This is a genomic window from Methanobacterium sp. SMA-27, from assembly GCF_000744455.1.
In the GTDB taxonomy this organism is placed as follows: domain Archaea; phylum Methanobacteriota; class Methanobacteria; order Methanobacteriales; family Methanobacteriaceae; genus Methanobacterium_B.
In genome coordinates, this window is record NZ_JQLY01000001.1 from 872,850 (window position 1) to 890,779 (window position 17,930).

Annotated in this window: 23 protein-coding genes; 11 read left to right on the forward strand and 12 right to left on the reverse strand. The window is 32.0% G+C overall.

What is annotated here, in order from left to right:
- Positions 1–124: 124 nt before the first annotated feature.
- Together DL91_RS12790 and DL91_RS12795 are read left to right on the forward strand one after the other, a co-directional pair.
- Entirely contained in the window at positions 125–823 is a 699-nt protein-coding gene (locus DL91_RS12790) for a pseudomurein-binding repeat-containing protein (RefSeq protein ID WP_052374152.1), read from the forward strand.
- A 134-nt stretch (positions 824–957) separates the two neighbouring features.
- Positions 958–1,167: a hypothetical protein gene (locus DL91_RS12795; protein WP_052374153.1), complete on the forward strand. Its 210-nt coding sequence runs from the start codon at positions 958–960 to the stop codon at positions 1,165–1,167.
- A 1-nt stretch (position 1,168) separates the two neighbouring features.
- On the opposite strand, the gene DL91_RS13485 is transcribed toward DL91_RS12795, so the two are convergent.
- Entirely contained in the window at positions 1,169–1,330 is a 162-nt protein-coding gene (locus tag DL91_RS13485) for a hypothetical protein (RefSeq protein ID WP_197050593.1), read from the reverse strand.
- Here DL91_RS13485 and DL91_RS13805 point away from each other — a divergent pair.
- Together DL91_RS13805 and DL91_RS04510 are read left to right on the forward strand one after the other, a co-directional pair.
- The gene (locus DL91_RS13805; protein ID WP_255343959.1) at positions 1,314–1,865 is read left to right on the forward strand and encodes an Ig-like domain-containing protein; all 552 of its coding nucleotides are present in this window, start codon (positions 1,314–1,316) and stop codon (positions 1,863–1,865) included. The two genes, DL91_RS13485 and DL91_RS13805, sit on opposite strands and share 17 nt — an antisense overlap.
- A 106-nt stretch (positions 1,866–1,971) precedes the next feature.
- Positions 1,972–2,562, forward strand: a complete 591-nt coding sequence (locus DL91_RS04510) for a DUF2284 domain-containing protein (protein ID WP_048190424.1) — start codon at positions 1,972–1,974, stop codon at positions 2,560–2,562.
- A gap of 167 nt (positions 2,563–2,729) precedes the next feature.
- On the opposite strand, the gene DL91_RS04515 is transcribed toward DL91_RS04510, so the two are convergent.
- The 8 genes from DL91_RS04515 to DL91_RS04550 all read right to left on the reverse strand — a co-directional run bounded on the left by DL91_RS04515 (position 2,730) and on the right by DL91_RS04550 (position 8,675).
- Positions 2,730–3,518: a HEAT repeat domain-containing protein gene (locus DL91_RS04515; RefSeq protein ID WP_156095986.1), complete on the reverse strand. Its 789-nt coding sequence runs from the start codon at positions 3,516–3,518 to the stop codon at positions 2,730–2,732.
- Positions 3,519–3,662: 144 nt separating this feature from the next.
- Positions 3,663–4,520, reverse strand: coding sequence for an EFR1 family ferrodoxin (locus DL91_RS04520; RefSeq protein ID WP_048190425.1), 858 nt, complete (start codon positions 4,518–4,520; stop codon positions 3,663–3,665).
- A 69-nt stretch (positions 4,521–4,589) separates the two neighbouring features.
- Positions 4,590–5,117: a flavodoxin family protein gene (locus DL91_RS04525; RefSeq protein ID WP_048190426.1), complete on the reverse strand. Its 528-nt coding sequence runs from the start codon at positions 5,115–5,117 to the stop codon at positions 4,590–4,592.
- Between the two features lie 10 nt (positions 5,118–5,127).
- Positions 5,128–6,060 carry an NAD(P)-dependent alcohol dehydrogenase gene (locus tag DL91_RS04530; RefSeq protein WP_048190427.1) on the reverse strand — a complete coding sequence of 311 codons (933 nt, stop codon included), beginning with the start codon at positions 6,058–6,060 and terminating at the stop codon, positions 5,128–5,130.
- A 35-nt stretch (positions 6,061–6,095) separates the two neighbouring features.
- The gene (locus DL91_RS04535; protein ID WP_048190428.1) at positions 6,096–6,794 is read right to left on the reverse strand and encodes a DUF4386 domain-containing protein; all 699 of its coding nucleotides are present in this window, start codon (positions 6,792–6,794) and stop codon (positions 6,096–6,098) included.
- Between the two features lie 55 nt (positions 6,795–6,849).
- Positions 6,850–7,734: a hypothetical protein gene (locus DL91_RS04540; protein WP_048190429.1), complete on the reverse strand. Its 885-nt coding sequence runs from the start codon at positions 7,732–7,734 to the stop codon at positions 6,850–6,852.
- 284 nt (positions 7,735–8,018) lie between these two features.
- The gene (locus tag DL91_RS04545; protein ID WP_052374158.1) at positions 8,019–8,351 is read right to left on the reverse strand and encodes a hypothetical protein; all 333 of its coding nucleotides are present in this window, start codon (positions 8,349–8,351) and stop codon (positions 8,019–8,021) included.
- Positions 8,352–8,390: 39 nt separating this feature from the next.
- Complete coding sequence (locus DL91_RS04550; RefSeq protein ID WP_048190430.1) at positions 8,391–8,675, reverse strand: winged helix-turn-helix domain-containing protein; 285 nt, start codon at positions 8,673–8,675, stop codon at positions 8,391–8,393.
- A gap of 728 nt (positions 8,676–9,403) precedes the next feature.
- On the opposite strand from DL91_RS04550, the gene DL91_RS13495 reads away from it, so the two are divergent.
- Both DL91_RS13495 and DL91_RS04555 read left to right on the forward strand, forming a co-directional pair.
- Positions 9,404–9,577 carry a hypothetical protein gene (locus tag DL91_RS13495; protein WP_156095988.1) on the forward strand — a complete coding sequence of 58 codons (174 nt, stop codon included), beginning with the start codon at positions 9,404–9,406 and terminating at the stop codon, positions 9,575–9,577.
- 112 nt (positions 9,578–9,689) lie between these two features.
- Entirely contained in the window at positions 9,690–10,505 is an 816-nt protein-coding gene (locus DL91_RS04555; protein WP_048190431.1) for a hypothetical protein, read from the forward strand.
- Between the two features lie 102 nt (positions 10,506–10,607).
- Here the strand turns inward: DL91_RS04555 and DL91_RS04560 are convergent, their stop codons facing one another.
- Positions 10,608–10,817, reverse strand: coding sequence for a hypothetical protein (locus DL91_RS04560; protein ID WP_048190432.1), 210 nt, complete (start codon positions 10,815–10,817; stop codon positions 10,608–10,610).
- Between the two features lie 153 nt (positions 10,818–10,970).
- Here DL91_RS04560 and DL91_RS04565 point away from each other — a divergent pair, with 153 nt between their 5' ends.
- The 4 genes from DL91_RS04565 (at position 10,971) to DL91_RS04580 (ending at position 14,960) form a co-directional block, all read left to right on the forward strand.
- The gene (locus tag DL91_RS04565; protein ID WP_048190433.1) at positions 10,971–12,359 is read left to right on the forward strand and encodes a sensor histidine kinase; all 1,389 of its coding nucleotides are present in this window, start codon (positions 10,971–10,973) and stop codon (positions 12,357–12,359) included.
- Positions 12,360–12,826: 467 nt separating this feature from the next.
- Positions 12,827–13,057 (forward strand): hypothetical protein, encoded by a 231-nt coding sequence (locus DL91_RS04570; RefSeq protein WP_048190434.1) that lies wholly within the window; start codon positions 12,827–12,829, stop codon positions 13,055–13,057.
- A gap of 11 nt (positions 13,058–13,068) precedes the next feature.
- Positions 13,069–14,238, forward strand: coding sequence for a PAS domain S-box protein (locus DL91_RS04575; RefSeq protein WP_048190435.1), 1,170 nt, complete (start codon positions 13,069–13,071; stop codon positions 14,236–14,238).
- Positions 14,238–14,960, forward strand: coding sequence for an ATP-binding protein (locus DL91_RS04580; RefSeq protein WP_052374161.1), 723 nt, complete (start codon positions 14,238–14,240; stop codon positions 14,958–14,960). The genes DL91_RS04575 and DL91_RS04580 overlap by 1 nt, the downstream gene beginning before the upstream one ends.
- 224 nt (positions 14,961–15,184) lie before the next feature.
- Here the strand turns inward: DL91_RS04580 and DL91_RS04585 are convergent, their stop codons facing one another.
- Positions 15,185–15,568 (reverse strand): iron chaperone, encoded by a 384-nt coding sequence (locus DL91_RS04585; protein ID WP_048190436.1) that lies wholly within the window; start codon positions 15,566–15,568, stop codon positions 15,185–15,187.
- A 578-nt stretch (positions 15,569–16,146) separates the two neighbouring features.
- Between DL91_RS04585 and DL91_RS04590 the strand changes: the two genes are divergently transcribed.
- The gene (locus tag DL91_RS04590) at positions 16,147–16,782 is read left to right on the forward strand and encodes a flavodoxin family protein (RefSeq protein ID WP_048190437.1); all 636 of its coding nucleotides are present in this window, start codon (positions 16,147–16,149) and stop codon (positions 16,780–16,782) included.
- 601 nt (positions 16,783–17,383) lie between these two features.
- Here DL91_RS04590 and DL91_RS13815 read toward each other — a convergent pair.
- The gene (locus DL91_RS13815; RefSeq protein WP_197050595.1) at positions 17,384–17,809 is read right to left on the reverse strand and encodes a class I SAM-dependent methyltransferase; all 426 of its coding nucleotides are present in this window, start codon (positions 17,807–17,809) and stop codon (positions 17,384–17,386) included.
- Between the last annotated feature and the right edge of the window lie 121 nt (positions 17,810–17,930).

The window sequence follows — 17,930 nt, forward strand, 5'->3', positions numbered from 1 at the left end:
AAGTTGGTTCACCCCGATTATTCTACCATCCCTTCTCAAAACAAAGAATATATATGCTTAAGATCAAGATTGTATAAGTAATATATATTAATATAATATTTTAACAAAATTGATAGTGATTGAAGTGAAGAAATCATTTATTATTTCGATATTATTTTTAATCTTTTTGCTAAGCGTAAGCAATGTATCTGCAGCAGATCCTATAACATTTACTTCTGATCAAGTGATCAATGCAACAGGCTTCATACTATCCTATGTGGACACAAATCAAACACTTCCAGTAGATGTAAATATATCTGGATGTATGGTGAGCATGTCACAATTATTAGAACTGTTAACATCAGTTGTATTAAATATAAACAATACTTCATCCGATACAATTGCTCTTGAAAATTATGATAATCCCCCCAATCCTTCAGAAAACATCACAAATAGTATTATAAATTCAACAGAATATCTGGAAATTGCAAATCGAGTAAAGTCTTTTATGGATTCTAATAAACGTGCACCTAATTATGCTACTCAAACAAGTACTGGAAACACAATCCGTTTTGAATCATTAGTTTACATGTATTCACAAATCTTGAACTCTTACAACCAAACCAGTGTTCTACCAGATAATGTAAATGTCACATCTTGGTACTATGTTACAAATAAAATAAACATCACTAATCTAATTGGTAATACAAGTTATGGATATGTTGAAAAAGAAATATATGGAAATCAAAGCTCGAATCAGACAATAGTTCTCATAGTTGGAGTACACCCTCAAGAAAATGGTATACACACTGCCATTGCCAATGCCTTAGAAACCAGACATTAGATCTCACAAAGAGGTATATTATTTATAAAGTACATGTAACTCAAGATGCTGATGATTACAATAAAGGACGGTTAAATGGACAATTACTAGCACAAGAGTTCGTAGTACCCGATGTTCCTAAAGAAAAACCAATTTTGGCACTGGATATTCATGAAAATCAATACCAGAATAGTGGTTATGCTTATTCCAGATTTTTATATCCAATTTCAAATACAAATGTTACAACTACCTATGCAAATGAAATAATCAGTCAAATGCCATTTTTAGTTATATACACTCCTCCAAACCATACTAGTCCAGAATATGTTACTGTTCCAATTGCAAATATGGAATACCAACAATAATCTATGAAACATTCATAAATGACGAACAAAACAAAAAAGCTTCCGATGCAACTGCATTTATAAATGCATTAAACACTGCAATCGGGACCACCCCTATAGTAGACCCTATTGTTGATCCTGTAGGCCCTATTGAAGATATAATAAACATCACAGCAGAGGCCAATTATAAAACTGGACTATACAACACTGATAAAAGAATTATTCTTTCAATGAATATAAATGGATCTATTTATTACACTACAAACAGCACCACCCCTACTAATAATAGCAAAAAATATACAGGTCCATTTATAATATCATCCACATCTACATTGAAGTTTATTACAATTAAAAATAGTAAAAAATCCCCTGTTTATACAGAAAGGTATAACATTGATAAAATATCTCCAAAAGTAACTATAACTAATCCTAAAAATGGTGCAAAAGGATTTTCAAAAACAGCAACAATATCAATAAAATTCAGTGAAAATATTAAAACAAGTAGTAAATGGTCTAATATTTATATTAAAAACTTAAATACAGCAAAAAAAGTTGGAATCAGCAAATCAATAAAAAATAACATACTCAATATCAAAATGACTAAAAAAAGATTTGGATATAATACATACCAAGTTTATATTCCTGCTGGAGCAGTAAAGGACAATGCAGGAAATAATATTGCTACTACAACCAGTTTTAAGTTTAAAACCTGCAAATAACTCAATTTATATTGATATTAGATGAAATGAAATATATTTAAGACAATATCAAACTTTTATTATAAGCTTGAAGGAAGAAAATATTTAATTTTTAATGGTGTGTTTTATGGTGAAATCATTCAATATTTTAGAAGCAGAAATAAAAAATATGGCACTTAAAGATGGAGCAAGCATAGTTTTACCCATTAATCCCGAAGAAGTTGTGGTTGAGAATTGGGTTAGATTAAAATGTCAGTTTGGATGTCCTAATTACGCTAAAAAATTATCATGCCCACCTTACAGTCCAAAACCAGAAGATACCAAAAAAGTGCTTAATGAGTATTCTAAAGCATTTTTAATTGGATACAAGGGATCAACCCTATTTAACAGATATGATACTGAAAATATGGATGATTTATTTCCTAAAGTTTTAAAAGATATACGCAGATCCTTGTTTGAGATAGAAAAACATGCATTTTTATCAGGATATTACAAGTCATTTGTATATGGGTTTTGTGGCCCTTGTACAAGTTGTGATAAATGTGTAGTTGAAGATGGTATTTTATCTTGTAAATATGCTACTGAATCCAGACCTTCAATGGAGGCATCGGGCATTGATGTCTTTAAAACAGTTAAAAATGCAGGATTAGAATTAGAGGTTCAAACCAGTAAAAATCTCAATGAGTTACGCATGTTTACTCTATTATTAATAGAATAAATTTCACCCCGAAATCATTGCACAAGAAATAAAACAATTCCTTAAAGAGGAATAAAATCCGAATTGGGGACAAATACAAGATTATTTCAAGGATTAAATTTATCCTCTATTAGCTTTAATTTTTATGCTAACCTTTATTATATCACTTATATAACCTCTTGATATTGTTATCTGAGAAGTTTGTCAAGAGCTTTGGCAGCTGTTATTTGAACATCATTGACTTTATCGTTTAATACTTTTTGGAGTGGTTCTATTGCACGAGCATCCCCAATATTACCAAGAGCATTGGCAGCAGACATTCTCACCCACGGATTTTCATCTTTTAATGTGCTTATGAGAGGTATAACTGCATTTACATCTCCTATTTCGCCAAGTGTTTCTGCAGCATGCCCTTTCATTTGCCATTCTTTATCTTTTAATGCATTAATGAGAAGTTCCACTGCAGGTTCTCCTATTTTAACAAGAGAAATAATAGAATTACTTCTAACACCATTATTTTCATCATTTAATATGTTTATGAGAGGTTTGATTGCACGTACATCTCCTATTTCGCCAAGTGTTTCTGCAGCCTGCCATCTTACACGCCACTCATCATCTTTTAATGCATTAATGAGCGGTTCAACTGCAGATTGACCCATTTCGCTAAGAGCCTTGGCACCATTCTTTCGCACATTCCAATCTTCATCTTTTAGTGAATCTATGAGCTTTTCAACCGAAAGTTCTCCAATTTCTCCCTTATATTCGCTTTTACTTGGTAAATCTGAATTTTCTTCGTTTAAATTGGGATGTTCCATTATACTTGAATCAGTAATTTTACCAATAGCAAAAGCAGCGTCCCTTCGAACTGACTCATCATTTGTGTATTTAAGCAAATTCATGAGTCCTTTAATGTCTTTATCCTTTTCCATTTTTTTAATATCTGGTTTACCCATCCCTAACAACTTTTTTATATCCATTAAAATTTTACCCCTTTATAATTATCAATATTTTTAATTAGAATAGATGGTTACGGTTCATACATAAATTAATATTTTACTAAGTTAATTTATTTTTTAAAAGTATAATATTGTTTTAAAAACTATTTAGGATGATTTGAAATATTATTTATTCTGCTGCATGTCTGAAATCATTACATCAGGGTGATGATAACTTTTAGGAAATTCACCATATCCATGGATAGCATTTTGCGGGCACCATTTTATGCATGCTAAGCATGTTTCACAATGATGTTGCCATACTGGTTTACCCTCAACTAATTTAATATTATGTACGGGGCAAATCTTGGCACAGGTAGTGCAGTTTTTACAGTTCTCGTCTGTATGATAACTGTTGTCCATTAGGTGTATTATTTCCTCTGCTGGGAGATTAGGATTTTTTTTAAATCCTGCTGTATTGGACATTGATTTTAAGAATATGGGTTTAAAAATAGCAGTTTTCATAATTCGTTCTAAAATGTTAACCACTGGTTTGATTAGAATACTATCAGTGTCAAATTTGTATTCTTGCTTGGCCAGAACACATTCACAAATTGTGGCAAGTTTCTCCTTTTTCCAGTCTTGATATAATTTCTCTTTGTTTTCAAAAGGCTTGGTGAAGGCGTTTTGGGGCATATGAACTCCAAATCCTGATGAAAGCCGACCGCCGCGTGAATTGATCATTTTATCCAACAGTTTTAATGTTGTGCCAAATCCGCCGCCATATGTACAGACTGCAAAGATATAAGGTTTATTAATGTTTTCGAGTTTCATAACAAATCTCTGGACAATAAGTGGGATATTAATAATTCCTGTGTAATAAACCGGGAATATAATCCCGATCACATCTGCATTGGTTGTTATATGGTCGTGATTCATAACTGTAGGGATGGGTATCAGTTTACCATTGGTTTTTTCAGAGATTTCCCTTGCTACTGCAAATGAATTACCAGTTCCAGAAAAATAATAAATTTCAATATTCATGATAAATTCCTTTTGGATTATTTTTGAACCTGATTGTTTGTGATATAACAAGAACTTTTACTAGAACTATTATTTTCTACCTTGATTACCATTTGGGTTGTTTTCTATCACTTTCAATGCAAAGTCTTCTGCATTTTTAAGGTCTTTATCATTGGGTCTGCCCTTATTCATTCCCCCAAAAAGCTTAAGAAAACTATTGGTGTTAAAACCTTTACATTGAAATTCATCAACAATTAGGTAGCCTTTAGATTCTAATTTTTTCCTGAGAGTCGCGTGATCGTTAGAAGCTTTAGATTTTCCTGTAATTCCTGCTGTAGAGAAAATGAATGCTTTTTTGTTAGTAACTTGGGGTAGTGAATCTGCTAGGTTAAGCAGAGACTCCTCGTGTTTGGCACTATATATTCCTGAGCCAAATCCTATGAAATCATATTCTTGAAGTTCTTCAGGTTTAATTTCCTTTGGCGTTTTTATTTCTGCATCAAGAACTTTAGCGATTACTTTAGCTACCTTCTCGGTGTTATGATGATGATATGAATACAATAATAAGAGAGATTTCATTGGTAACGATTCTTTGAGCCCATTTACATTATTTTCCATTTTTTCACCTCTATTGTTCAAAGATAATGACTACATTTCCCTTTTTATGTCCTTTATCGACATATCTGTGGGCCTCGACAATTTGATCTATGGAATAAGATCTATCAATAACTGCTCTTATCTTCCCTGCCTCAATAATCTCTTTAAGGTCCTTGAGAAGGGAGATTACATTTTTTGTTTTTATTTTATCTGAAGAAATATGTATGTTGAGATAGATTCCTGTTTTCTTCAGAGATTTTTTGGCCTGTTTAGGTGGAATCTTAGCTACAGCGTCAAATATAACATCATATTTTTCACTTTTTTGGGTAAAATCGTCTTCCGTATAATCAATTACCTTATCTGCTCCTAATGATTTTACCATTTCCAAATTAGTGGTACTACAAACTCCTGTAACTTCTGCTCCCAGTGACTTGGCAAGCTGTACTGCAAATGTCCCCACACTACCTGAAGCACCATAAATAAGAACTTTCTGTCCACTCTGGATATTTGCCGTTCTAATAATACCCAAGGTTGTAATTCCTCCTGAAGGGATAACGGCAGCTTCCTCAAATGTCATGTTGGCCGGTTTTATTGCCAGTGTTCCGTCTTCAGGCATACATTTGTATTCGGCATATCCTCCAAAACCTGCCCAAACTGTTGATGCAAAAACTTCGTCTCCTTCCTTAAACAGCCTCACATCTTTGCCTAAAACTTCAATTTTCCCAGATAACTCCATCCCCAGTATAGCTTTTTTAGGTTTTCTAATCCCTAAAAATATCCTTGCAAGAAGCACTTGCCAGCGACGACCAGGGATATTTAAACTACGCATTCTCGTATCCCCCCTATGCACTGTTGTCGCATAAACTTTTATCAGTACTTCATTATCCTTGGGAACAGGTTTTTCCACTTTTCTAAGTTGAAGAACTTCTGGTGGGCCGTATTTTGTACATATAACTGCTTTCATGATTTTCACACTATTCAAATGTACCTTTTTTCTAGTTAATTATTTTGTAAATCTGGAGCAATTGCAGATTTATTAAATCCTTTAACTATAAGCCATACTGCAAATACCATTTCCTGCACAGCTATGGGAATGGCTAATACTGCAAATGGGGAAGTTAATCCCATTCCAAGACCAAAAATACCAAGTGATCCATATAATAATACTAATGCAGCTCCAATTAATCCCCAGACTGATAACCATCGAGGAATTAGTTTGGATTGATACAATACATAATTGAGAGTCATACTTCCTAAACCAAAGAAGATTAAAGTTCCAATCAACACAGACCAATTTTGTAATGCCAGCAGTAATGTCCCTAAAGATTGGTAATATGAAGCATCAACTGCACCTGCCACATATTTCTGGCTTACTGTTAACATTATGAGAAGACCTATAGTACCAACAATATAGAAAACGTTCTCAAATAGTCTTAAACTAACATAACCCATAGCTAAACTTTCAATGTGCCTTCTAAGTACTGGATACAACATAAATGAAGTAGCAAAAGCAGAAGTTGCAGCTATTAAGAAAAATATCACTGCTATTATCATTTGGTTTCCATGCGCAGAAACGCTAATAAGATAATTGGGAGCGTCTAAAATCGAGCCTAAAAAAACCGAGCCTAATATAGATGCAACCGTCGCAACTATAAATAATACTCCCACAATTATTGCGGTCTTTCTGTAAGTATTCATTTTTTCACCTTTTTTATTTAACTTTTTAAAAAAATAGATAAATCTAGAAATAAAATTATTCTAGATTTAATTTAATTGAGCCAATCTTAGGTGCCAGGTAGTTGTATAGAAGAGCGATTAATGCGGTTTCTATGAAGTACAATACAAAATTAGATATGAATTCTGTATAGTTTCCGGATATAATACCAGATATAACTCCTAATATGGTATATACAAGTGCAACTGCAAGGGCGGTTGGCAGTACAGGTATGTGTTTAAGTTCGTGCAGGGTTCCGCTAATTGCTGCGAATTCTAATTTGATTTTAGCTACTCGGGTGACTATGTAGTTATAGAATATTGCAAATAAAGCGTTCCAAATAAATCCGAATACAAATACCATTATAGGCAGTCCGATTACTAAAGCTACTATAACAATAGCTCCTATTGCCCCAAATTGTGCTCCTGTTGGTAAGGTTGATCCAGTAGCAGCAGTTATATTAGCAGTTATATTAGCTGCTTCAGGCAGTGTACTAATTAATGAAAATAATGGTGAAATCACCGCTGCCAATACTAACCCTGCGATAAAGGCCCATATAGCACCTATAGCTGCCAGTATCAGAGCAAAGGGGACAACAGGAATTTTATTTACATCATTACCTTCTAATTCTAATTTTACACCACCTAACCTTGGTACTAGTGCATTGTAAAGAATTACAGTGAAAAAACTTGCCGCAATTGTAGTGAAAAATGCAACTACAGGTAAAATAATTATTAGCGGTATTCCCAATCCTGTTACAAGATTAAACTGCCCAAATTGAGAAGCAACCCCTGTAGCTTGTACTATCCCAAGGGCTATTAGCACCACTACTGCTGCAATTAACCCTAAAATTCCATATATTGACGCTGACATCTTAGTAAAAGGTGTCAGTTTAACTGACTTTATTTCTTTGACATCGACCATTTTTTTAACCTCCAATTTTAATTCAACTCAAAGGATTGATTTTTTGCTATTTAGATTTGAGCATTCCTTTGATTCTTTTTTAATCATTTTCTTGATTACTTAATTGTAGTTTAACCCCTTAAAAGTAGTTTTTCCAAAATTTACTCAGCTTTTCCCCTCTTTTCCCTCCAAATTCAATCCAAATTAGTAGATCAATCAGAGTAATTTTAAAAGTAAAAACAAAATTTAAACCCTTTATTAGTAAATTAATTGGTAAAATGATTATAAAAAAAGAATATTACAGATTATTCCCTTGTTATCATTAAAAGCAGAGCTAAAGCTGTGAATTCAAGTCCTAAAAATACCAAAGGTAGAACAGCATTAATAGGGATTTCTGGAACGTTAAATACGAAATATATTGAGAATAATATGTTTTGAACTAGGAATAGCAAAGAGACTAAAACTAGTGTTGTTGTGAATTTAGATCTCACCTTCAAGTATCTTTCCAAGTAAACATAGAGCATTCCAACTAAAAGGCAAATATTGGCAATACTGGTTATTAAAGGTGAATATTTAACCAATATCAACAAAGTAGACATTATACTCTGTAGTCCCAATAAATTAGATTCCAACACCATTTTTACACCTTCTATCCTCTGAATAAATTATAATAATTCTTATTCTTCCGTAAATTCTTCCCACATCGAAAGGAAGACGTTGTAATTTTTTTCCATTTCATCAGAGAGGAAATATAATGCACCATACTTCTCTCCAGTTGATTTAACTAAGTTATTTTCTTTCAAAACACCTATATGGTGTCTGATAGTTTTATAGTCTAATGAAAGCTTTTCTGCGAGTTTATTAGCATTATATGGTCTTTTATTAAGTTCAAGTATTATTCTGCCGCGATTTTCTCCACCCTTACTCCCAGCAATTAACCACCATAAAAATACTTTCTTCATAAGAGGGTAACTCCTAACGATAACTTTCCTTCATATTTTGAGACCAAATTTGAGGCCTTATTTTTTTCCCATTATGTATGTTTTTGATGTTAAACTCTTAAACTTTTCTTATTATCAAATGATTTATCTTTCTCATGAATCTATCAGGCTAGCCCACCACCTTTATAATCTTGTTTTAATTTAAAATTGTTTCTAATATTTCTCATGGGATCTATCTCAATTGGGATATGTTCTGATATCCATATAGATTTGTTTATTGATAGAAGTGAAGATTGGAAGTTAATAGGATATTGGCCTAAAATTCTACAAAAGTATATTGTTAAAGGGTGTATTAAGAGGTATTAGCAATATTAAGTTTATGAACGTAACCACAAAATGTTTTAGTGTATTACTATTCTATACTTATCCTATTCTATTCCATTTGTATGTACTTAGGTTATGGTGACTTATTTTAGTAAAATTCAGTATAATTTTGGTTTTTTTATGGATATTAGCGCTGATTTTTGTTAGTTTTTAAATCAAATGTGAAAAACGTCACATTTTAAAATTTAATATGTTATAGTTGTGAAAAGAGTATATCTATTAGAATAATATTCCATCTTTATTTATATTTCTCCATTTAAATATTCTTAGACTATTTCTCCATTTAAATATTCTTAGATTAGTCGAATATTATTTCTAAACTAATATTCTTAGAAAGATAAGAAATAAATGGAGTGAAATATAAAATGGAAAATTTGAAAAAAATATTAACTTTTGTATTGGGGATGGCAATGGTTTTAGGCGTTGCACCAGCATTTGCAGCACAAGATGGAACAAACACTGCAACAGTAACTCTTGGTGACGTAGTATCTATAGTGGTTACAGGGGCTGCTGATTTTACTGATATATCAGCTAAATAGTAATATAGAAAGTCTTATCATGTTATCAAAGAATTATTTAAAAATTGCATGGATCATAGGTTTAATTCTAATCTTATTAACAGCAACAGCCTAGGCAAGCAGTGGACTTTCTGTGAGTCCCGGAAAAATAGATATTAAAATGCAATCTCCTCAAGTGTTTACGGGAGAAATTTCAGTTTCTAATATTGGTGACTCCCCTCTGAATGTTAAGGTGAACAAAAAAAGGATGATGAAAAACGCTACTACAACCTTGTATGCTGATGATGGAATAGCAACATGGATAAATGTAGATCCAGCAGAATTCACCTTGGCACCCAATGAAAAAAAGAATATAAAGTACACCATAACTGTTCCCACAAATGTCAATTATTATGATGCCATGGGTGCACTCCAAATAGTAGGAACACCTACAAATTCAGCTAATAATCAGACTGGCAGTATTACAACACAAGTAAAACAGGCTACTGCAGTTGTGGTACCCATAACACTTGGTTTTCCGGGGCAGATAATAGAATCACTATCTCTGATTAGTAACAATGTCCCATCGGTACTCATATCTCTCATGCCATCTAATTTAGCATATAACGTTAAAAACAATGGAACTGTACAGGCCAAGATGACTAATAATGTGACTGTAACAGGTTTGTTCGAAAATCAAAAAATACAAACCAATGGAACAGTCTTCCCCGGAGACAGTTACACATTAAAAACACAATGGACTCCCGGATTTTTTGATATGGGCCTATACAATGTTGAAAGTAACATTAAATACGGCAGAGATCAACAAACCCAAAATCTACAAACCAAAAACACAATCTTAGTTTCCCCCGTGTGGATCATCATACTTATACTCTTAATAGTCACAATATGGATTATACGCAAAAAGGATATAAAATCTCCTCTCCGAATTAAAATAGAGAAAAAATAATTTTAGTTCTAACTGAAAATATTCCAAATGATCTTATTTAATATTAAGGATCATTTAAAACAAGAGTTACTTCTTCCACTTTTTTTTAAAGAATAATATCTCTTAGATTAGGCTATGTGTGTCTGTTTCGTATGTAAAATATTTCATTGTGTCGAATGGTATTACAATCTGGTCAAATTTAGAGGTATCTTGTGTAATTTCAATTATTCTATCTGTAGTATTTACGTTAATTGCTTTTATACCATCTTTTCCTGTTTCATAAACTTTTTTACAATTTAATGTAGAAACTTTCAATTTAAGAGCCCATGTCATTAATAATCACCAGTAATAATTTATCAGAAATACTAAATAAATTTTTATAAAAAAATCAGAGAAATTATGCATTATATTTAATACATTATAAGGGTTAAAAGTGAGAAAAAAACTAATAGGAATAATAATATAAAATAATTTTGGTTATACAATATGGCAAATAAACAAATTTTACTAGTAGAAGATGAAAGTATAGAAGCCATGGATATTAAGCGTACATTAGAATTTTTTGGTTTTGAGGTCCCATATATCGCTTCCAGTGGTGAAGATGCTGTAGAGAAAGCTTTAGAAATAATGCCAGATCTTATTTTGATGGATGTGGTTCTTAAAGGGCATAGTGATGGTATTGATGTTGTTTCTAAGATTAAAGACTTGAATATACCTGTTATTTATTTAACTGCTCATTCTGAAGAGAGTATAATTGAAAGAGCCAAATTCACAGAACCCTATGGATATATGATTAAACCATACGATCGTAATGAACTCAAACATACTATAGAACTCGCATTATACAAAAATAAAATAGAAAAGGAATTAAAAGAAAGTGAATATAATCTTCGTTTAATACTTGATTCAACGGCAGAAGGAATTTTTGGAATAGACCTTGAGGGTATTTGCACATTTTGCAACGTTTCTGCAGTTAATCTTTTAGGGTATGATAATCCTGATGAATTAATTGGTAATAACATACATGACCTGATTCATCGCCCCCATCAACAAGGAACTCCTTATATGAGCTTTAAAACTGGGAAACGTGTATATATGGAGGATGAAAAGTTTATTAGAACTGATGGAACAAGTTTCAGTGCGGAGTACTGGAGTTATCCCCAAATTAAAGACAAGAAAATTATTGGAGCAGTAATTACATTCACAGACATCACCGAAAGAAAAAATGCGGAAATAGAAATCAAAAACTCTTTGAATGAAAAAGAAGTTCTTCTAAGGGAAATTAATCATCGAGTCAAAAATAATCTTCAAATAATCGCGAGTTTACTCCACCTACAAGCAGATAGTATAGACGACAAAAGAATAGCGGATATTTTAAAGGAAAGCGAGACTCGAGTGAAGAGCATGGCGATAGTACACGAAAAACTATACCAATCACCTAATTTCAATGACATCAATTTCAAACAATACCTTGAAAAACTTGTATACGATATATTATACACTTATGGAATAAAAATAGGGCCTATCAAAGTCCAAATGGATATTGAAGATATTAATCTCAACATTGACACAGCCATACCACTAGGACTCATCATAAACGAATTAATCACCAACACTATTAAATACGCCTTCCCACAAAACGAAGGAACCATAACCATACAACTTAAATCCCTAACAGAACACATGGAAATCACCATAGCCGATGATGGAATAGGACTACCAAAATACATCAAACTTGAAAATCCAGAAACACTCGGCCTTAAACTAGTACAAAATCTTGTAAAACAATTAGACGGAGATCTAAAACTGAATCTCGATAACGGATCCGAATTTAAAATCACATTCAAAGAATTAAAATATAAAAAAAGGTCATAATGGAATTACTATGCAAATGCCATATACCTAAATTATCAGCAGCTCTGTGTAAATGACATAGTAAGTAAATATATAAATAAATGAAGTCATAAATGAGTAAACGCATAGGTTTATAAGTAATGTAATATAGGGGATGTAGGACCTATAGTAACCATAGCAGATACTTAGAATCCTTAATTTAAATTATTACATCCTGAGTCATAATATTATGCGACTTTCCATGCTTTCAAAATTTTTGTCATGTTATGTCTTGTGATTAGTACCCTGCCCAACATAACTCCTGCGAATACGCTTAGAACTAAATCTGTTTGCAGATAATGTATTTCAGTTACTAAGAATAAACATAGGTGAGGAAATAAAGTTTGTATAAATTATACAATTCCAAAAATAACATATCTATTTATATTCTAATACGAAATCACAATTATAATTAAAATTCAGTATTTTTTTTAGTTGAGGTATAACTGATGGACTCTGGGAATATAAATGATAATAAATTGCGTGAAAAGGCTGAAGAAATTCTTCAAAACCGATTTAACAAGATAGACAATCAGTCTGCTGATATTGATGAGGTAATTCATGATTTACGTGTTCATCAGATAGAATTGGAGATCCAGAATGAGGAGCTCAGAGAAGCTCAAATAAAGTTGGAAGATTCAAGCGTAAATATTTGGATTTATACAACTTTGCACCTGTAGGATATTTTTCATTGGATATAAATGGAATTATTTTAGAATCAAATCTTACAGGAGCATCACTTTTAGGTATAGGCCAAGCTAACCTTCAAAAAACCGCGTTTATTCAGTATATTAGTCCAGATTTTAGAAATTTGTTTCATGATATCATTAAGAAGGCTAAGAGCACTGGAACAAAACAGACCATTGAATTAAAACTCCTAAAACCAGATAATTATTCATTTTATGTATTTTTAGAAATTATAATATCTCATGATAAAATTGGGAACTTTCAAAAGATTAGAATAACTGCAACAGATATCAGCGAACTTAAAAATGCAGAAGCAGCCTTGAATGAGAGTGAAGTTTATCGTGAGATTTTTGACAACGACCACACTGTGATGATATTAATTGATCCTAATGATGGGAATATCATAGATGCAAATCCAGCAGCAATTAAATTTTATGGATACAATCATCAGGAATTAGTTAAAATGAAAATTTCCGATATTAATGTTTCTGATGTAGATTTTGTAAATGAAGAAATGCAGAAAGCAGCATCACGGATAGAAAATCACTTTATATTTAAACATCGTTTATCCAATGGAAATATCCGCGATGTAGATGTTTATAGTGGTTTAATACATCAAAAAGGTAAAAATGTTCTTTATTCTCTTATTCATGACATAACTGCTCAGAAAAAAAATGAGCTTAAAATCAATCGACATGCTAAAGTGTTAGAGGCTATTAATCAAGTTTTCCAAGAATCTCTAATTTCTGAAACCGAGAAGGATGTTATTATTAAATGTCTTGAGGTAGCCGAGAAACTAACTGGAAGTGAATTTGGGTTTTTCGGTGAAGTAAATGAAAATGGGCAATTAGATGATAGGGTATTAAGTCCTCCTGCATGGAATGTATGTGAAACAGTTAATACTAATAAGTTATTAAAGAATATGGAAATTCGTAGTTATTGGGGAAGGACTATTATTGAAGAAAAATCTCAAATAGTTAATGATCCTAAATCTGACCTTGATTATTTAGGCTTGCCAGAAGGCCATCCTCCAATAACATCATTTTTAGGTGTTCCACTTAAAGAAGGTGGAAAAACAATTGGAATGATAGGATTAGCCAATAAAAAAGTAGGTTATAACGAAGAGGATAAAGTAGATGTAGAAACGATATCAGTAGCCTTGTTGAAGCTTTAATGCGTAAAAGAGCTGAAATACAATTAAAAGGAAATATAAAAAACTTAGCACAGTCTAACAAAGAACTTGAACAATTTGCATATGTTACATCCCATGATTTACGTGAACCTTTACGAATGATATCAAGTTTTTTACAGTTATTAGAGCGCAGATATGCAGATAAATTGGATGAAGATGCCAATGATTTTATTGGGTTTGCGGTTGATGGAGCTAAACGCCTTGATGATATGATAAATGATTTACTTATTTATTCCCAAGTAAATAGCAAAAGAAGAGAACTTAGCTCTGTTAAACTTGAAGAAATATTAGAAGAAACATTAATTAATTTAAAGGTTGCAATAGACGAAAATAATGTAGTTATAACACATGATCATTTACCTATTATATATGGGAATGACCAGTCCATGATTCAGCTATTCCAGAATCTAATTGGAAATGCAATAAAATATCGAAGCGAAGAAACTCCAAAGATCGACATATCAGTTAAAAAAGAAGATAAACACTATCTTTTCTCTATAAAAGATAATGGAATCGGTATAGAACCAAAACACTTGGAAAGGATTTTTACAATATTCCAGCGTCTACACTCAGATCGTGAATATGAAGGAACAGGAATAGGACTTGCAATTGCACAAAAGATAGTAATTCAACACGGTGGAAAGATATGGGCTGAATCAGAACCTGGAAAGGGTTCAATATTCTATTTCACTATACCCACCTAATAAATCATAATTTACAAGAAAATAATTTAATTTTTAAAAATATAATTAAAATGAGAGTGTTTATGAATGAATGTAATAATTCTATTTCAATATCCAATCTATTTGAACTTGAATCATTTCTATATCTTATAAATTTTATTCTCATAAGCACTTATTTCATTAGGTTATTCTGTTTACTATTATTATTTCACAATTTATCATATGCCCCCATAATGAATAGACCATCAGCTCACAGCTTTCTTCACAAGAGCGGCGATGATTGCTACTTCATGGTCAGTTAACTCCATTAATGCATATGAAGTTGGCCATAAGTTGCCTTCGTCGAGGTTTGCCTTGTCACTGAAGCCTAACGTTGAGTACCTTGTTTTGAACTTCTGTGAGTTTTGGAAGAAACAGATGACATTTCCGTCCTTGGCATATGCAGGCATCCCGTACCAGAGTCGTGGCGTGAGGTCTGGCGCATTTGTTTTGACTATTTCATGGATCCTCTCCCCCATGGCGCGATCTTGTTCTGACATCTCGGCTAACTTCTCGAATACTGCTGTTTCCCCGTCCACTTTGTCCGCTCTCGGTCTGGTCTTTCGTTTATTTTGAATTGTATTTTTCATAAAATTACCTCTAATAAATTTTTATGATATTATATATACTTAGAAACACAATAATTTTTATCATTTCTTCAAGATTTTTGTCTTATGAAAAAGTTTAAAATTTTTAAATTTTCTTTATAAACAAACATTTTATTTAAAGTCGTTTATTGTGATATGATCATCAATTTGAATCTATATTCTGAATTTAAATTAAAAGAATCTAATTCTAATGAGCAAATTATTGGAATTATAAACGGAACGGTTATTGCAGCCATATTTACTATCTACATTGGATAGAAATGGAATTTATTTAAATGAAGTAAAACATTATATTGTAATGAAATCTGAGTTGAATCAGAACTAGGAAAAGGTCCAACTTCTATTTTACAAATAGCTGAAACTCTATAATGCAAGGCGAAATACTATATTAAAGTTAATAGTTTTCTTATATTCAGGTTAAACCGTTTGGAAGAAAACATAGTGGATACTGAATGAACTGAAGATTTACATTATTATATGAAGCAAAACAAATATTGAAATTGCTGGATAGACTTTATAGAATTACAAAATATTTATTTAAATAAAATGAGGTAATGAGAATGAAAGTATTATTAGTAAATGGAAGCCCACATAAAAAAGGCTGCACATATACTGCCCTTATAGAGGTAGCAAAAACCTTAGCTGAAGAAAACATCGACACAGAAATTTTTTGGATAGGGACAAAACCACTTGCAGGATGTATTGCGTGCATGAAATGCGCTGAAATAGAACGCTGTTCCTTTGATGATAGTGTCAACGATTTTCTTGACATTGCAAATGATGCTGATGGATTTATTTTCGGTTCTCCCGTGCATTATGCTGCCGCAAGTGGGGCTATAACCTCTTTTATGGATCGTGTTTTCTATTCTGATTTAGTGGGAGGCAGACAGTCATTTTATCTGAAACCAGCGGCAGCAGTTATTTCTGCAAGGAGAGCGGGAACTACAGCTACTTTTGACCAGCTTAATAAGTATTTCACCATCTCACAGATGCCCATTATTTCTTCCCGCTATTGGAACATGGTTCATGGATCAAAACCAGAAGATGTGAAAAAAGATTTGGAAGGATTGCAGACCATGCGCGTGCTTGCAAGGAATATGGCATGGTTTCTGAAGTGCAAAGAAGCTGGAACAAAGGCCGGGATACAACTCCCCGAGAAGGAAGAAATCATCTTCACCAATTTTATTAGGGAATGATCATATCTCTTATAATTATGAATTGTAAAATGTAACTAGAAATTTACAGACATCGTCATGAAAAGCAATCAAGAAATTTAATTATCTAAGATATAATGACAATTTTGCTAAGATAATGAGTTTAACGAATATTAATTGTCCAAACCAGTATACAGGCAACACAGCTTTATTATCTGGTTAGTATACTATTTTTGATTACGATTAATTATTTTATCATAAATATATTCTTTGCTTAAAGTAATTAAATTTTAAATTCATTTTAATTGTCTATAAGAATTACAAATTATTCTAAGATTAATCAGATTCAATTCATAGAAGGATATTACCAGAGTTTCTCACTTTATACAATAAAATCCTGCTTGCATGTAAGACATCCAAAACATTTCAACAACTTTAAAACCAATTTTTTCCAATAATAAACGGTGTTCATCAACTTTAATAGGAAAGTATTCAACATCAAATCTCTTTAAATATTTATTGACGGTTTCTGTATCCTTACCCCTTGAAATCTGAAAGTTTTTCACATAATGTTTTACAAATTCAACTCCTTCCTTGGTTGCCGGGCGAATATTTTCAAATGTAATGTAAACACCATTATCATTTAAAAGATTGTAACAATTTTTGTGGCCTTGAATCTATCATCTCGGGACATGTAATGGTGGGCCTGAATTGCTGTGATTACATCTGGTTTTAAATCATCATCAAGAGAAATTTTACTTGTTACTATGGGTTGAAGAAATTTTATTTTTTCCTGTTGTTGTTTTGAAAGTTTTGATCTGGCTAAATTTAACATTTCAACAGATGGATCTGCCAGTATGAAATTAGTATTATTAAAATGTTTAATTGCCTTTTTAACAAGTGTTCCTGTACCGCAACCCGTATCCAACCAAATTTTCGGCTCTTTTAATATTGTTTTTATTATATTTATTGTTTCATCATGAAATGATTCATAATAAGGAATTGTGTCGTTTATTTGTAGATCGTAATCTTCTGAACTATGAGATGAACTATTGTCATTATCCTGCATTCAATACCTCTTAAATTATTTATATAATTTATTTAATTCCATAACATCTTTACAAAAATCAAAAGTTGATTCTGCATGTTTTGAATTAAAAACTTCAGGATGTACATGTAACGGTTAATTT

Bases quoted from the DNA above. Each gene is read 5' to 3' on its own strand.
- DL91_RS04520 (WP_048190425.1), bottom strand. From the start codon at position 4,520: ATGAATATTGAAATTTATTATTTTTCTGGAACTGGTAATTCATTTGCA.
- DL91_RS04550 (WP_048190430.1), bottom strand. From the start codon at position 8,675: ATGAAGAAAGTATTTTTATGGTGGTTAATTGCTGGGAGTAAGGGTGGA.
- DL91_RS04530 (WP_048190427.1), bottom strand. From the start codon at position 6,060: ATGAAAGCAGTTATATGTACAAAATACGGCCCACCAGAAGTTCTTCAA.
- DL91_RS04545 (WP_052374158.1), bottom strand. From the start codon at position 8,351: ATGGTGTTGGAATCTAATTTATTGGGACTACAGAGTATAATGTCTACT.
- DL91_RS04515 (WP_156095986.1), bottom strand. From the start codon at position 3,518: ATGGATATAAAAAAGTTGTTAGGGATGGGTAAACCAGATATTAAAAAA.
- DL91_RS04580 (WP_052374161.1), top strand. From the start codon at position 14,238: ATGCGTAAAAGAGCTGAAATACAATTAAAAGGAAATATAAAAAACTTA.
- DL91_RS04590 (WP_048190437.1), top strand. From the start codon at position 16,147: ATGAAAGTATTATTAGTAAATGGAAGCCCACATAAAAAAGGCTGCACA.
- DL91_RS04510 (WP_048190424.1), top strand. From the start codon at position 1,972: ATGGTGAAATCATTCAATATTTTAGAAGCAGAAATAAAAAATATGGCA.
- DL91_RS04570 (WP_048190434.1), top strand. From the start codon at position 12,827: ATGGACTCTGGGAATATAAATGATAATAAATTGCGTGAAAAGGCTGAA.
- DL91_RS04540 (WP_048190429.1), bottom strand. From the start codon at position 7,734: ATGGTCGATGTCAAAGAAATAAAGTCAGTTAAACTGACACCTTTTACT.
- DL91_RS04535 (WP_048190428.1), bottom strand. From the start codon at position 6,794: ATGAATACTTACAGAAAGACCGCAATAATTGTGGGAGTATTATTTATA.
- DL91_RS04585 (WP_048190436.1), bottom strand. From the start codon at position 15,568: ATGAAAAATACAATTCAAAATAAACGAAAGACCAGACCGAGAGCGGAC.
- DL91_RS13495 (WP_156095988.1), top strand. From the start codon at position 9,404: ATGGAAAATTTGAAAAAAATATTAACTTTTGTATTGGGGATGGCAATG.
- DL91_RS04525 (WP_048190426.1), bottom strand. From the start codon at position 5,117: ATGGAAAATAATGTAAATGGGCTCAAAGAATCGTTACCAATGAAATCT.
- DL91_RS13815 (WP_197050595.1), bottom strand. From the start codon at position 17,809: ATGCAGGATAATGACAATAGTTCATCTCATAGTTCAGAAGATTACGAT.
- DL91_RS04565 (WP_048190433.1), top strand. From the start codon at position 10,971: ATGGCAAATAAACAAATTTTACTAGTAGAAGATGAAAGTATAGAAGCC.
- DL91_RS04560 (WP_048190432.1), bottom strand. From the start codon at position 10,817: ATGACATGGGCTCTTAAATTGAAAGTTTCTACATTAAATTGTAAAAAA.